At 63.7% G+C, this 14,590-nt stretch carries 12 protein-coding genes; 9 read left to right on the top strand and 3 right to left on the bottom strand.

The window, feature by feature from the left end:
* The first annotated feature begins 29 nt into the window (after positions 1-29).
* The 3 genes from IWX64_RS00730 (at position 30) to rplL (ending at position 2,653) form a co-directional block, all read left to right on the top strand.
* Positions 30-1,178: a GNAT family N-acetyltransferase gene (locus tag IWX64_RS00730; RefSeq protein ID WP_196865250.1), complete on the top strand. Its 1,149-nt coding sequence runs from the start codon at positions 30-32 to the stop codon at positions 1,176-1,178.
* A gap of 410 nt (positions 1,179-1,588) precedes the next feature.
* The gene (gene rplJ / locus IWX64_RS00725; protein ID WP_196865249.1) at positions 1,589-2,197 is read left to right on the top strand and encodes a 50S ribosomal protein L10; all 609 of its coding nucleotides are present in this window, start codon (positions 1,589-1,591) and stop codon (positions 2,195-2,197) included.
* Between the two features lie 78 nt (positions 2,198-2,275).
* A complete protein-coding gene (gene rplL / locus IWX64_RS00720) occupies positions 2,276-2,653 on the top strand; it encodes a 50S ribosomal protein L7/L12 (protein ID WP_171583887.1) in 378 nt (125 codons plus the stop codon).
* A 112-nt stretch (positions 2,654-2,765) separates the two neighbouring features.
* On the opposite strand, the gene IWX64_RS00715 is transcribed toward rplL, so the two are convergent.
* Entirely contained in the window at positions 2,766-3,968 is a 1,203-nt protein-coding gene (locus IWX64_RS00715; protein WP_196865248.1) for an acetyl-CoA C-acetyltransferase, read from the bottom strand.
* A 67-nt stretch (positions 3,969-4,035) separates the two neighbouring features.
* Positions 4,036-4,632 (bottom strand): hypothetical protein, encoded by a 597-nt coding sequence (locus IWX64_RS00710; protein ID WP_196865247.1) that lies wholly within the window; start codon positions 4,630-4,632, stop codon positions 4,036-4,038.
* A gap of 24 nt (positions 4,633-4,656) precedes the next feature.
* On the opposite strand from IWX64_RS00710, the gene IWX64_RS00705 reads away from it, so the two are divergent.
* Complete coding sequence (locus IWX64_RS00705; RefSeq protein WP_334683036.1) at positions 4,657-5,394, top strand: glycosyltransferase family 2 protein; 738 nt, start codon at positions 4,657-4,659, stop codon at positions 5,392-5,394.
* A gap of 26 nt (positions 5,395-5,420) precedes the next feature.
* Here the strand turns inward: IWX64_RS00705 and idi are convergent, their stop codons facing one another.
* The gene (gene idi, locus IWX64_RS00700; protein ID WP_312883941.1) at positions 5,421-5,969 is read right to left on the bottom strand and encodes an isopentenyl-diphosphate Delta-isomerase; all 549 of its coding nucleotides are present in this window, start codon (positions 5,967-5,969) and stop codon (positions 5,421-5,423) included.
* A 65-nt stretch (positions 5,970-6,034) separates the two neighbouring features.
* Between idi and IWX64_RS00695 the strand changes: the two genes are divergently transcribed.
* From IWX64_RS00695 to rpoB, 5 genes are all read left to right on the top strand, one after another.
* Positions 6,035-7,099, top strand: a complete 1,065-nt coding sequence (locus IWX64_RS00695) for a polyprenyl synthetase family protein (protein ID WP_196865246.1) — start codon at positions 6,035-6,037, stop codon at positions 7,097-7,099.
* 3 nt (positions 7,100-7,102) lie between these two features.
* On the top strand, positions 7,103-7,996 hold the full coding sequence (locus IWX64_RS00690; RefSeq protein ID WP_196865245.1) for a phytoene/squalene synthase family protein: 894 nt from the start codon (positions 7,103-7,105) through the stop codon (positions 7,994-7,996).
* Positions 7,997-8,015: 19 nt separating this feature from the next.
* Entirely contained in the window at positions 8,016-9,674 is a 1,659-nt protein-coding gene (gene crtI, locus IWX64_RS00685; RefSeq protein WP_196865572.1) for a phytoene desaturase family protein, read from the top strand.
* Positions 9,675-9,735: 61 nt separating this feature from the next.
* On the top strand, positions 9,736-10,626 hold the full coding sequence (locus tag IWX64_RS00680; protein WP_196865244.1) for a prenyltransferase: 891 nt from the start codon (positions 9,736-9,738) through the stop codon (positions 10,624-10,626).
* Positions 10,627-10,898: 272 nt separating this feature from the next.
* Complete coding sequence (gene rpoB, locus IWX64_RS00675) at positions 10,899-14,408, top strand: DNA-directed RNA polymerase subunit beta (protein ID WP_196865243.1); 3,510 nt, start codon at positions 10,899-10,901, stop codon at positions 14,406-14,408.
* The last annotated feature ends 182 nt before the right edge of the window (positions 14,409-14,590 follow it).

Here is a 14,590-nt window from a genome sequence, read left to right as displayed (position 1 = left end):
GTTACCAATCACTCGGTTAGACTTCAGCTATGAAAACCTCGGCCATCACCATCGACGTCCTGCCCCGCCCGTCATCCCTGGGCCTGCCGGGCGGTGCGGATTTCATCGCTGCCGCTGAACTGAGCAACCTCGTGGAACGGGACCTCTGGGGGAATGACGACCACTATTACAGCCCCCAGGCGCGGTACGAGTCCTCGCAGCCCAGCGACTACGAGGAGCGCGTGATGTTCGTGGCGCGGGACGGCGGCAGTGTCGTGGGGAAGGGCGTCGTCGATATTCCGCTGACCGACAATCTGGGCACCTGCTACGTGTTCGTTGCCGTGCATCCTGACTATCGCGGGCAGGAAATCGGTACCGGGTTGTACCGCGCACTTGAGGCTCACGCGGCGGGGATCGGCCGGTCGACCATTATGGCGTGGACCGACGAGCCCGCCGGGTTTGACCTGGGCCCGGGCAACGTCCTGGTCCCCGCTACGGGCGCCGGCGCATTCCCCCGGAACAGCGCGACGACGGCTCTGGCCCTGCGGAACGGATTTCAGCTTGCGCAGGTCGACAGGTGCAGTGTGCTGGATCTCACGACATCCCTGCCACAGGCTGGCACCCTGGCCCAGGCCGCCCGGGATGCAGCAGGCCCGGACTATGAACTGGTGCGATGGCAAAATCACTGCCCGGATGACCTCGTGGAGCAGTACGCGCTCCTGCGCCAGACGATGAGCACGGATGTGCCGATGGGGGACCTTGACTGGGAGGAAGAGGTCTGGGACGCCGCCCGAATCCGTGAGGGGGAGGAGCGGCTGCTGCGGACCGGTGGATTCTCTCTGGTCAGGGCGGTCCGCCATCGACCCACCGGGTTGCTTGCCGGCCACACCATCCTCGAATACCAGCCAGCGAGGCCTGAAGTGGTCTCACAGGACGACACTCTGGTCCTCCGGGCGCACCGTGGCCGGCGGCTGGGCATGTGGCTCAAGGCGGCGAACCTCCTGGATGTGCCGGCGGTGTGGCCCGAGGCCCTGCGGGTCTATACCTGGAACGCCGAGGAGAACGCCCACATGCTTGCCGTGAATGTGTCAATGGGATTTGTGCCAGCCGGATACACCGCCGCGTGGCAGAAGAAGGCCGACGACGACGGCGTGGCCCAGCACCAGGGTGACGACGGCGTTGGCCAGCACCAGGTGTAGTGCCCGTCCGGTCCCGTCTGGCCCGCTTCGGGTCACAGACGAGTGGTTCAGCTGCAGAATAGTGGTTGCCTGACCACTATTCTGCAGCAGAACCACTTTTCTTGTCTGCAGTCGCATCGGGGAGCCGTGCGGAAGGGGGATTTGGCTACCTTCCGGACCGTGACGTACCCTTGAAGAACCAAAGACCGTCGGTCGATGCGTATCCCACCCTTAGCTCGCAGGATTTCTCTGTGGTGTGAGGTTCGGGGTGTGCGTCTGAAGGTTCCCGTAACAGGGCGGCCAGCGCAGGTGAACGAAGCTTCTCGGAATAGACGGCCCAGCCGTAGTTTTGAATCAAGCCCCGTGCATCTGCGCGGGGCGTTTTTTATTGGGGCAGTCGCAGCCGGCATCAATTCCCCGGAAGGAGGGTTATGGCAACCGCAATCAAGGTAAGCGCAGTTGAGGAAATCGTCACCGATTTCAAAGACTCAAATGCTGCAGTCCTAACCGAATACCGCGGGCTCACCGTCGCACAGCTCAAGGAACTGCGCCGTTCACTCGGCCAGGACACCAAATACGCTGTCGTCAAGAACACCCTGACGGGCATTGCAGCCAAGGAAGCCGGCATCGACGCGTTCGAAAGCCAGCTTGCCGGACCAACTGCAATCGCCTTCATCAAGGGTGACGCCATCGCGGCGGCAAAGAGCCTCACGGATTTCGCGAAGTCCAACCCACAGCTCATCATCAAGACCGGCGTCTTCGAGGGTAAAGCCCTCGACGCAGCCGGTGTCAAGGCTCTCGCTGCTCTTGAGTCGCGCGAACTTCAGCTGGCCCGCGTTGCCGGAGTGCTGCAAGCACCCATGGCAGCACTTGCCCGCACCCTTGATGCACTGCGCATCAAGCAAGAGGAGGAAAGTGGAGCGCCTGCAGCAGCAGAGACGCCAGCCGCTGACGCTCCTGCTGCAGAGGAAGCAGCTGCACCCGCAGCCGCCGAGTCAGAGGCGGCTCCCGAAGCTGCTGCAGCGCCTGAAGAAAAGTAATTTTCTTCATCCACCAAACTCCGGTACCCAGCATCACATTCGATGCACGGCACCACTATAGGAAGGAAGGCTCTCGCCATGGCGAAGCTCACCAACGAAGAGCTCATTGAAGCTTTCAAGGAACTGACCATCATCGAACTCTCCGAGTTCGTCAAGCTGTTCGAAGAGACCTTCGACGTCACCGCTGCTGCAGTTGCAGTTGCACCCGCCGGCGGCGGCGCAGGCGAAGCTGCTGAAGAGGAGAAGGATTCCTTCGACGTTATCCTCGAAGCAGCAGGCGACAAGAAGATCGCAGTGATCAAGGAAGTTCGTGCCCTGACTTCACTGGGTCTGAAGGAAGCAAAGGACGTTGTCGACAGCGCCCCCAAGGCTGTGCTGGAAGGCGCAACCAAGGAAGCTGCCGAGAAGGCCAAGGAATCCCTCGAGGCCGCTGGCGCGACGGTAACCCTGAAGTAGGCTCTTTCAGCTATTCATAGAAGCCCCGGACTCCACGAGTCCGGGGCTTCTTTGTGTCCGGGGGCGGTCGATCACCCCGAGCTGATGGGCCCGGGGTGATTCCCCACGCCGCCTAGTTCCGGTAAAGCAGCAGCGCCTCGCCCTGACCGCCGCCACCGCACAGCGACACGGCAGCCCGGCCAGCGCCGCGCCGCCCCAACTCGTGCGCAGCGTGCAACGCGAGGCGTGCACCCGATGCGCCGATGGGATGGCCCAGGGCGATTGCCCCGCCATGGATGTTGCAGTTCTCCAGCGGGTAGTCCAGGTCCTGCAGTGACTGGCAAGCAACCGAGCCGAACGCCTCATTGATTTCGATGAAGTCCAGATCGGAGCTCTGCCAGCCGGCGCGGTCCAGCGCCTGTTCGATCGCGCGCGACGGCTGCGAGTGCAGGGAGTTGTCGGGCCCGGCCACCTGACCCGGCTGCCCCACCACCGCGAGGATGGTCAACGACTTTTCCTCGGCGTGGGCACGGGTGGTCAGCACGAGCGCTGCCGCTCCATCGGAGAGTGGCGACGAGTTGCCAGCGGTAATCGATCCTGCCTTATCAAACGCGGGCCGCAGCCCGGCCAGGGACTCCACGGTCGTCGTGGGGCGGACACCCTCGTCCTGGGTCAGCACCACCGGCTCTCCCTTCCACTGGGGGACTGTGACCGGGACGATTTCGACGTCGAATACGCCCGACTCCATGGCAGCGGCTGCCCGCTGATGCGAAGCCGCGGCCACGGCGTCCTGATCTTCGCGGCTGATCCCCAGCCCGGTGTTGCCCCGTTCGGTCGAGGCGCCCATCGATTCGTTGTCGAAGGCGTCGGTGAGGCCGTCGTTGGCTACCGAGTCGATTGCCTGGATGTTGCCGTACGTCCAACCCTGCCGCGATCCCGGCAGGAGGTGCGGTCCGCGGGTCATTGACTCCTGGCCGCCGGCGATGACCACCGTCGCCTCGCCGCTACGGATCAACCGGGCGGCATCGATGACAGCGGTGAGGCCTGAGAGGCAGACCTTGTTAAGGGTGACGGTGGGGACATCCCAGCCGATACCGGCCTTGAGCGCGGTTTGCCGTGCGGGGTTCTGGCCGCAGCCTGCCTGGATGACATGGCCCATGATCACTGCCTGTACCGAGCCGGCGTCAACCCCTGCCTTGTCCAGCGCGCCGGCGATTGCCATGGCACCCAGGTCGACAGCCGTGAAGGAGGACAGTTGCCCGTTGAGGCGGCCCTGCGGGGTTCGCGCACCCCCGACAATGACGACGTCGGTCGGGGACTTTTCTTCAGTGTTCATCGAGGGGAACGCTCACTTTCGTCTTTGAAGCAGTTGCGTCAAGGCTACTCTGTCCGGTCCAGCTCAGCTAGTGAGCATTAACTGAAATGGGTTGCCGACTCCGCGAGAGCGTGGCTGCCAGCAGCACCCCAGCCACCAATGAACCGACTCCACCGGCAGCTATATCGCTCAAGGTGTCTTCATAGCCCACATTGATTTCATGGGTGACGTACTTGCTCCCCGCCCACTCGGCAAACTCCCACACGACGCTCAGGCTCAGACCCAGGGCAAGGGTGATGATGGTGACCCCGGTTGCGGCCCGACGGCCGGGCGCAGGTCGAGGGAGATAGCGCATCCGCAGGAGCAGCAGGTAGGCGATGATGGCAATGGCCGCGGTGGCAAGCGTATGGACGGCTAGATCCCACCACGAGATGAGCTCGTACAGGTCGATGACTGCGCTCCACCCCGCAACAAGCAGGGTAGCTCCGTAGGCGGCATCGATCCGGGGATCAACGCGAACCATCCGAGACACAAGGACGCCACCGAGCACAAGGAACAGCACTGCGAATTCAACAGGCCCCCACCAGAGCAACACAGCGATGACGCTGAGCAAGGCAGCCGTTCGGATCACGTCGGCCGTCACCGCCCAGGGGGTTGACGCAGGTCGAAGTAGATCGTCAATCATGTAAAACACCCTAGTATCAATGGCATGCCCCCAACACTTTCAGTGGTCATCCCGTGCCGCAACGACGGTGACCTCCTGGCCCTTTGCCTGCAGGCTCTGGGCGCCCAGACCCGGCCCCCGCTGGAGGTGATAGTCGTCGACAATTGTTCGACCGATTCGACAGTTGCGATTGCCGAGGCGCACGGGGCTCGGGTGGTCACCGAACCGGTGATCGGGATCGGGGCAGCCGCAGCAGCTGGCTACAACGCTGCCCAGGGCACCATCATTGTCCGATGCGACGCCGACTCGGTGCCGTCCGGGGACTGGCTGGAGAAGATCGCCACCCGCTTCGCCGACGACGTCGGGCTCGCAGCGCTCACGGGACCCGGACAGTTCTACGATGTTTCCCGGTGGCGGGGCGCTGCCGCGGACCTGCTGTACATGCGGGCCTACCTTGTCCTCATGGGTGCGGCCATGGCGCACTGGCCACTGTTCGGCTCCAATATGGCCTTCCGCTCCGAGGTGTGGGAAGCGGTGCGTACCCGGGTGCATTCAACCGACCCCGAGGTGCACGATGACGTCGACCTCGCGTTTGCACTGGCCCCGGGGCATCGAACGGCGTGCGATTTCTCGCTTCGGGTCGGGATTTCGCCCCGGGCGCTCATCGGGGGAGCCGACCTGCGACGCCGCTTCGTCCGTGCGTTTCGCACGATTGCGCTGCACTGGAGGGTTTCGCCACCGTGGGAGCGGTGGGCGGGCCGTTACCGCCCGGCGGCCAGATAGCGCGACGACCGGCTGTGCCTCGGGGACTACCCGGCGGGGTAGAGCAGCGGAAGCTGGAGCGTCAGCCAGGGGCTGAACGCCCAGGGGGTGAGCCGGACCGATTCGACCAGCTGGTGGGGTTCTACCCACTCCCACTGGCTGACCTCCGAGTCCCGTGGGGATAGCTCGCCAACGCAACGGGCGGTGTAGACGGGGCAGATCTCGTTTTCGACCACCCCGGAGAAGTCCACGGCCCGGTACCTGAAATCGGGGAGCGCGAGGGAAAGGTCAGTCACGGCAATCCCCAGTTCGTAGCCGGCCCTCCGCGCAATCGCGTCGACGGTGGATTCGCCCGGTCCTGGGTGCCCGCAGAACGAGTTGGTCCAGACGCCCGGCCAGGTGCGCTTGGACAGCGCCCGGCGGGTGACGAGGATCCGCCCGTCGTCGTCGAACACGTGGGTGGAGAAGGCCAGGTGCAGCGGCGTCGAGGTGTGGTGCACCTCCGCCTTGTCCTGGGTGCCGGTGGGTGCCCCGGATTCGTCAACGAGGACCACCAGTTCAGTACCGGATCCCGAACCGCCGTCTGCTTCAAGCACTGTCTGACTGCTCCCTGACCTGAGTCGTTTAGCTAAAGAATGTGAGGTCAGTGTTTACTTTACCTATGGACATGGAAACCTTGCTGGTCGACTCCCGCGGCTTGGAGCAGGTGGAAAGTGTCCTCTCAAACAGTTTTGCCCGCTCGAAGGCCCGTGCGGCGACCCTTGGTCCTACGTACCACCACCTGTGGGAAACACTCGAGAACTGCGCCGCTGGCGGCAAGCGTTTTCGTCCGCGCATGGTCATGACCGCTTACGACTGCCTCGCCGGGACCGACCGGGACAACGCAGCTCTGGTGGCAGCGTCCTTCGAAATGCTCCACACGGCACTGATCGTTCACGACGACGTGATCGACCGGGATTTCGTCAGGCGGGGCATCCCCAACGTGTCGGGTACCTACCGGCTGCTGGCCGAAGACGCAGGCCTCGCACCCGACGACGCCGCGCACCGCGGACTGTCCATGGGACTCATTGCCGGGGACCTGGCCCTCTCCAGTGCCCACCGCCTGCTCGATGGCGTCCGCACCGACCCCGCCACGCGGGAACGGCTCGGTGAGCTCCTTGATGACGCAGTGTTCGCCTCCGCGGCGGGGGAACTGCTCGACGTCGACGCTTCAACCTCCGACGTGGCATCGTCCGAGGAAACCCTCCAGATGGCGCGGCTGAAAACGGCTGTGTACTCGTTCGAAAGCCCGCTCAAGGCCGGTGCCGTCCTGGCGGGTGCCGATGAAGCCATCATCGATTCCCTCGGTGATTTCGGCAGGGATGTGGGGATCGCCTACCAGCTGGCCGATGATATCCTCGGCGTTTTCGGGGACGAGAAGACTACCGGAAAGACCACCTGGGGGGACCTGCGGGAGGGCAAGCGGACCGCCCTGATCTCGTACGTCGCCCAGCGGGCCGAATGGGAGCAGATTTCAGCACTGGTCGGATCGCCGGAGCTCTCGGCCGCCGGGGCCGAGAAGATCCGCGGAGTCCTGAGGTCCAGCGGGGCACTGGATCACGTGGTGTCGCTGGCAGGAGACCATGCGCAGCGGGCACAGGAGCATCTGGGTGCCGCGCATATCCCGGCTGAACTGCGCGACGGGCTGGCCCACGTCGCCACGGCCGTCCTGGCGAGGGTGCGGTAGCCCATGCAGCCACACGACGCCCTTGCCTTCTACACCGATGTCACCCACCGCACCTCGGCCGTGGTGATCAAGTCCTACTCCACCTCGTTTGGGCTGGCCTCCCGGCTATTGGGTGGTGACGTCCGCCAGCACGTTGAGACGGTCTATGCCCTGGTCCGGGTTGCCGACGAGGTGGTCGACGGCGCGGCTGCCGCAGCGGGGCTCAACCCCGATCAGACGCGGGAGGTACTCGATGACCTGGAGAGCGAAACCGAGCGGGCCATGGCTACCGGGTACAGCGCCAACCCGGTGGTTCACGCCTTTGCCAACACCGCACGGGAAACCGGAATCACCGCCGAGCTGACCCGACCCTTCTTCGCCTCGATGCGTGCCGACCTGGAACGGACCGAGCACACGCAGGAGTCCTTCGACGAGTACGTCTACGGCTCGGCCGAGGTGGTGGGCCTGATGTGCCTGAAATGCTTCCTGTACCAAGAGGTAACCAAGCCAAGCGCCGCCCAGGAACAAAAGTTCGTCGACGGAGCCCGCCGACTGGGAGCTGCCTTCCAGAAAATCAATTTCCTGCGCGACCTTGCCGACGACTTCAAGTCGCTGGGGCGCAGCTACTTTCCCGGTATCAGGCCCGGAAACTTCGGCGAAGCCGACAAGCACCGGCTCCTCGATGACATTGCAGCTGACCTGGCCGTGTCTGCCGAGGCACTTCGGGAGCTGCCGGGTTCCAGCCGTCGCGCCGTCGCTCTGGCCCAGGGGCTCTTCGCCGAGCTTTCCGCGCGGCTACGCGACACCCCTGCTGAAGAACTCCTGACGTCGCGGGTCCGGGTGCCTAACCCGGTGAAACTCCGAATTGCCGCCCGGGCACTGGCGGGCCGTGTCCCGCAGCCTGATGAAACACCCTGATGACCACCGGAAGGCTGCCATGAACTCCCACGCACCCCTGAACAGCCCAGTGAACGGCCCACGTCGGAAGGTGATAGTCATCGGCGGCGGAATCGCTGGCCTCGCCTCGGCTGCCCTGCTCGCCGAGGAGGGCCACGAGGTCACCGTGCTGGAGAAGCAGGCAGCCACGGGCGGGCGGGCGGGCCTCTGGGAACAGGATGGGTTCAGGTTCGACACCGGCCCGTCCTGGTACCTGATGCCCGAGGTGATCGATCACTTCTTCAAGCTGCTCGGCACCAGCGCCACCGCGCAGCTGGACCTGGTCAAACTCGATCCGGGGTACCGGGTGTACTCGGAGGGGCACACCCAGCCCATCAACGTTCCCGCTGAGCGCGCCGACGTCGTGAAGTTGTTCAACGACATCGAACCAGGGGCGGGGGAGGCCCTGGAGAAGTATCTGGACTCGGCCGGCGAAACCTACACCATGGCTACCCGGCGTTTCCTCTACACCACCTTCCAGTCGTTCCTGCCGTTCCTACGCCCGGATGTCCTCAGCCGCGTCCCCAAGCTGGTTCGCCTGCTGCTGCAACCGCTGTCCAGGCTCGCCGCCGCAACGGTGACTGATAACCGGCTGCGCCAGATTCTGGGGTACCCGGCGGTCTTCCTCGGTACCTCCCCCTTCGAGGCACCCAGCATGTACCACCTGATGAGCCACCTGGACCTCGACGACGGTGTCCTGTACCCGATGGGTGGGTTTACCCGGCTGACCGAAGCCATCCACTCGCAGGCCCGGAGCCGGAACGTGGAGATCATCACCGGAGCGCGGGTGGAGCAAATCCTGACCCTGCCCGGCGATGGGCGGTCCCAGAAGGCGCGGGTGACCGGCGTCCGTTGGGTCGCGGCCGACGGCGCCGTGCACACTACCGCTGCGGACACGGTGATCGCAGCCAACGACCTGCACCACGCCGAAACGCAGCTCCTGCAACCCGCGGACCAGACCTACCCGGAGAAATACTGGTCCAGCCGGACGGCTGGCCCCAGTGCTCTGCTGCTGTACCTGGGCGTCAAGGGCGGACTGCCCGAACTGGAACACCACACCCTCTTGTTCACCGCTGATTGGGAAGACAATTTCTCGCGGATTTTCGGTAAGACCACCTCGGTGCCGACCCCCGCGTCGCTGTACGTGTGCCGGCCGAGTGCCACCGACCCCGGTGTGGCCCCTGAAGGCCATGAGAACGTGTTCGTGCTGGTGCCACTGCCTGCTGACCCCGGGCTGGGAGCTGGCGGGATCGACGGCGCGGGCGATCCCGGCATCGAGAGCCTCGCCGACACAGTGATCGACCAGATCAGCAAGTGGGCGGATATCCCCGATCTCGCGGACCGCATTGTTGTTCGCCGCACCTATGGGCCGCAGGACTTCGTCGGGGACTTCAACGCCTGGCAGGGCACCTCGTTGGGCCCGGCGCACGTGCTCAGGCAGAGCGCGTTCTTCAGGGGCCGCAACAAGAGCCGCAAGGTCGAGGGGCTCTACTATGCGGGCAGCTCAACCATTCCGGGCATCGGCATCCCCATGTGCCTGATCAGCGCCGAACTGCTGATCAAACGGCTGCGCTCCGACACCAGCACCGGTCCGCTGGCGGAGCCCCTGGTTGCCCGGGCGGCCGTTCCAGAGGCCGCCGTGGGCAAGGACGGGCAATGATTCCTGCCCCCTACCTGGTCATACTGTTGGCCGCTACGGCGCGGGCTGAACGGAACCGCACATGAGCGCCGACGCCAGGACCGGCCTGTCCGGGACCGCGAAGATGCTGCTGGTATCCTCCCGCCCCGTGTCCTGGGTGAACACGGCGTTCCCCTTCGCGGCCGCTTACTTCCTCACCACCGGGTCGATCGATCTGGCGTTTGTTCTCGGGACGCTGTACTTCCTGATCCCCTACAACCTGGCCATGTACGGCATCAACGACGTCTTCGACTACGAGTCGGATCTCCGGAATCCCCGCAAGGGCGGGGTGGAAGGTGCCGTCCTGGACCGCAGCTTCCACCGCGTCACCCTGTGGGCTGCAGTGCTGACGAATGTCCCGTTCCTGATGGCACTGCTGCTGCTGGGCAACCCGCTGTCTGCGCTGGTGCTCGCGGTGAGCGTGTTCGCGGTGATCGCCTACAGCGCTCCCGGACTCCGGTTCAAGGAGCGACCCTTCCTCGATTCGGTCACCTCCAGCACCCACTTCGTCAGTCCGGCCGTATTCGGGCTGGTGCTTGCAGGCGCCACCTTCGACGTCGGCCTCTGGGCGGTGCTGGGGGCGTTCTTCCTCTGGGGCGTCGCCAGCCAGGCCTTTGGTGCGGTGCAGGACATCCAGGCCGATCGTGAAGGTGGCATCGCCTCGATTGCGACGGTCCTCGGGGCACGCACCGTCGTGCGCTTCGCCGTCTTCGCCTACCTGCTGAGCGGACTGCTGATGCTGATGACGCCCTGGCCGGCAATGCTCGGTGGACTGCTGGCCCTGCCGTACATCCTGAGCATCCTGCCTTTCGCCGATCTCCGCGACGAGGACTGCGAAAGCGCCAACCAGGGGTGGCGGCGTTTCATCAGGCTGAACTTCCTCACCGGGTTCCTGGTGACCATGCTCCTGATCTGGGTGACCCAGGCAGGTTGACCGGGCCGGGCTGACCCGGATCACGTATACCACACCCCGGCTGGACAGGGCGGGCGCTCTGCAGTACAGTAGATATTTGCGTCTTTCCTCTTAACCTCGGCCTTCATATAGCGGTGGGCTTTGTTTTGCGTTAGTCATTTAACGGCAGATTCACTGTCCGGTATGACCGCAGGCAATTGGTTCGCACACACAATCCCCGCGTTGATACGCGGCGGCAGTGCAAAGAGGGCGGATATAGCTGAACAAGCCGAAGGTCTGTGGAAGGATCCCTCTTGGTCGCCTCGAGCACCTCTAATAATGCAACCGCTACCAGCCAGGTCGACGCCGACGGCGTCGCCCCCCGGCTTTCATTCGCAAAGATTCACGAACCGCTGGACGTTCCTAACCTCCTCGCGCTCCAAACCGACAGTTTCGACTGGCTGGTAGGAAACGATCGCTGGAAGGCGCGCGTGCAGGAAGCTCTGGAACAGAAGCTCCAGGGTGTGGCCTCCACATCCGGTCTCGCTGACATCTTCGAAGAGATCTCCCCGATCGAGGACTTCCAGGGCACCATGTCCCTGAGCTTCTCGGAGCCGGAGTTCGCCGATCCGAAGTACACCATGGCCGAGTGCAAGGACCGCGACGCTACGTACGCGGCCCCGCTGTACGTCAAGGCCGAGTTCATGAACAACAACACTGGCGAGATCAAGCAGCAGACAGTGTTCATGGGCGACTTCCCGTTGATGACGGAGAAGGGCACGTTTGTGATCAACGGCACCGAGCGTGTCGTCGTGTCACAGCTGGTTCGTTCGCCGGGCGCCTACTTCGAGCGCACCGCCGACAAGACCAGTGACAAGGACATCTTCAGCGCGAAGATCATCCCGTCACGTGGCGCCTGGTTCGAACTCGAAATCGACAAGCGTGATCAGGTCGGCGTTCGCCTTGACCGCAAGCGCAAGCAGTCGGTCACGGTCCTGTTGAAGGCACTGGGATGGACCGAGGGCCAGATCCTCGAGACCTTCGGTGAGTACGACTCCATCCGCGCCACCATGGAGAAGGACACCACCGAAACGCAGGAAGACGCGTTGCTGGACATCTACCGGAAGCTTCGCCCGGGAGAGCCACCCACGGTCGAGGCCGCCAAGACGCTGCTCGACAACCTGTATTTCAACCCCAAGCGCTACGACCTGGCCAAGGTTGGTCGTTACAAGATCAACCGCAAGCTCGGCATCGACAAAAACCTTGACGATAAGGACGCCTCGGTCCTGAACATCGACGACATCGTCGCGATGATCAAGTTCCTGGTTGCCCTGCACGCCAATGAGAAGACCCTCACCGGCAAGCGCGACGGCGGCGACGTCGAACTGCGCGTCGAGGTCGACGACATTGACCACTTCGGCAACCGTCGTATCCGTGCGGTTGGCGAGCTCATCGAGAACCAGGTCCGCACCGGCCTGTCCCGGATGGAGCGCGTGGTCCGGGAGCGGATGACCACCCAGGATGTTGAGGCCATCACGCCTCAGACCCTGATCAACATCCGCCCGGTCGTCGCTGCGATCAAGGAGTTCTTCGGAACGTCCCAGCTGTCGCAGTTTATGGACCAGAACAACCCACTGGCCGGTCTGACGCACAAACGTCGCCTGTCAGCGCTGGGCCCGGGCGGTTTGTCCCGTGACCGTGCAGGCATGGAAGTTCGAGACGTCCACCCGTCCCACTACGGCCGTATGTGCCCCATCGAAACCCCTGAAGGCCCGAACATTGGTCTGATCGGCTCGTTGGCATCCTACGGACGCATCAACACCTTCGGCTTCATCGAAACCCCCTACCGCAAGGTAGTTGGCGGCATCGTCACCGAGCAGATCGACTACCTCACCGCCGACGACGAGGTGGAGCGCCTGATTGCCCAGGCGAACGCCCCGCTCGACGACAAGGGCAACTTCATCGAACCTACGGTTCTGGTGCGTACCCGCGGTGGTTCAGGCGAGCCTGTTCTGGTCGAGGCCATCGAGGTCGAGTACATGGACGTCTCACCGCGCCAGATGGTGTCGGTCGCTACGGCCATGATTCCGTTCCTGGAACACGATGACGCGAACCGTGCGCTCATGGGTGCGAACATGCAGCGTCAGGCTGTCCCGCTGCTCCGCTCCGAGCGCCCCCTGGTGGGCACCGGTATGGAGAAGAATGCCGCTGTCGACGCCGGCGACGCAGTCACCGCTGTCAAGGCTGGCGTGGTCAAGGAAGTTTCAGCCGACATGGTGAGCATCCTCAACGACGACGGCACCGAAACGAACTACCCGATCATGAAGTTCGCCCGTTCCAACCAGGGCAACGCCTACAACCAGCGCGTGCTGGTTGCAGACGGTGACCGCGTTGAATACAACACGATCATCGCCGACGGTCCCTCAACCGACCAGGGCGAACTCGCGCTGGGCAAGAACATGCTCGTCGCGTTCATGTCCTGGGAAGGCCACAACTTCGAGGACGCGATCATCCTCTCCCAGCGCATCGTCTCCGACGATGTCCTGACCTCGATCCACATCGAGGAGCACGAGGTTGACGCCCGCGACACCAAGCTTGGTGCCGAGGAAATCACCCGCGACATCCCGAACGTCTCCGAAGAGGTCCTGGGGGCCCTGGACGAGCGCGGCATCATCCACATCGGTGCCGAGGTTGAAGCAGGCGACATCCTGGTTGGCCGTGTCACACCCAAGGGTGAGACCGAGCTGACCCCCGAGGAACGTCTCCTACGGGCCATCTTCGGTGAGAAGAGCCGCGAAGTCCGCGACACGTCACTGAAGGTTCCCCACGGTGAGTCCGGTACGGTCATCGGCGTTCGCATCTTCGACCGCGACAACGACGACGAACTGCCCCCCGGCGTGAACCAGCTGGTCCGCGTCTACGTGGCACAGAAGCGTAAGATCACCGACGGCGACAAGCTCGCAGGGCGTCACGGCAACAAGGGCGTCATCTCCAAGATCCTTCCGATCGAGGACATGCCGTTCATGGAAGACGGCACCCCCGTCGACATCGTGCTGAACCCGCTGGGTGTCCCAGGCCGCATGAACGTGGGCCAGGTTCTGGAAATCCACCTCGGTTGGGTGGCCAAGCAGGGCTGGAAGATCGATGGCGAGCCGGAATGGTTGAAGAACCTCCCGAACCTGCCCCGCGAAAGCGGTTCGACCACGGTTGCGACCCCCGTCTTCGACGGCGCAACCGAGGACGAAATCGTTGGTCTGATGAACTCCACCCGGGAAACCCGCGACGGAAAGCGCCTCATCGGCGGTTCCGGCAAGGCGTTGCTCTTTGACGGCCGCTCCGGCGAGCCGTTCCCGGACCCCATTTCGGTCGGCTACATGTACATCCTGAAGCTGCACCACCTGGTGGACGACAAGATCCACGCACGCTCCACCGGACCGTACTCCATGATTACCCAGCAGCCGCTGGGTGGTAAGGCACAGTTCGGCGGACAGCGCTTCGGTGAAATGGAAGTCTGGGCCCTCGAGGCTTACGGCGCGGCCTACACGCTGCAGGAACTTCTGACGATCAAGTCGGATGATATCCACGGCCGCGTGAAGGTCTACGAAGCGATCGTGAAGGGCGAGAACATCCCAGAGCCGGGTGTCCCCGAATCCTTCAAGGTGCTGATCAAGGAAATGCAGTCGCTGTGTCTGAACGTGGAAGTACTCTCCACCGACGGAACCACGATAGAGATGCGTGACTCGGATGAAGAAGTCTTCCGGGCCGCGGAGGAACTGGGCATCGACCTGTCACGGGCCGAGCCAAGTTCTGTCGAGGAAGTCTAAGGCGACCTTCGGATTTAGCCCACTCCGGTGCCTGGAGTAAGGCGGCTTTAATATTTCAGAGGCCGTCCGCGGCCGAAGAAATTTCGTTGCCGCCGTTCCAGGTACCGGAGCGGGCGCCGGAACCGCCCGCTCCCTCCCCGCCCCTTATGAAGACTTCAAGAATTTAGAGAACAAAGAGAGAA

Origin of the sequence: Arthrobacter sp. CAN_A212, from assembly GCF_015752345.1 — a bacterium.
Classification (GTDB): Bacteria; Actinomycetota; Actinomycetes; order Actinomycetales; family Micrococcaceae; genus Arthrobacter_D.
The sequence above is the reverse complement of the archived record's forward strand: the minus strand, read 5'-3'. Positions and strand labels throughout refer to the sequence as shown.

Bases quoted from the DNA above. Each gene is read 5' to 3' on its own strand.
- rplJ (WP_196865249.1), top strand. From the start codon at position 1,589: ATGGCAACCGCAATCAAGGTAAGCGCAGTTGAGGAAATCGTCACCGAT.
- crtI (WP_196865572.1), top strand. From the start codon at position 8,016: ATGAACTCCCACGCACCCCTGAACAGCCCAGTGAACGGCCCACGTCGG.
- IWX64_RS00715 (WP_196865248.1), bottom strand. From the start codon at position 3,968: ATGAACACTGAAGAAAAGTCCCCGACCGACGTCGTCATTGTCGGGGGT.
- IWX64_RS00680 (WP_196865244.1), top strand. From the start codon at position 9,736: ATGAGCGCCGACGCCAGGACCGGCCTGTCCGGGACCGCGAAGATGCTG.
- IWX64_RS00705 (WP_334683036.1), top strand. From the start codon at position 4,657: ATGCCCCCAACACTTTCAGTGGTCATCCCGTGCCGCAACGACGGTGAC.
- rplL (WP_171583887.1), top strand. From the start codon at position 2,276: ATGGCGAAGCTCACCAACGAAGAGCTCATTGAAGCTTTCAAGGAACTG.
- IWX64_RS00690 (WP_196865245.1), top strand. From the start codon at position 7,103: ATGCAGCCACACGACGCCCTTGCCTTCTACACCGATGTCACCCACCGC.
- IWX64_RS00730 (WP_196865250.1), top strand. From the start codon at position 30: ATGAAAACCTCGGCCATCACCATCGACGTCCTGCCCCGCCCGTCATCC.
- IWX64_RS00695 (WP_196865246.1), top strand. From the start codon at position 6,035: ATGGACATGGAAACCTTGCTGGTCGACTCCCGCGGCTTGGAGCAGGTG.
- IWX64_RS00710 (WP_196865247.1), bottom strand. From the start codon at position 4,632: ATGATTGACGATCTACTTCGACCTGCGTCAACCCCCTGGGCGGTGACG.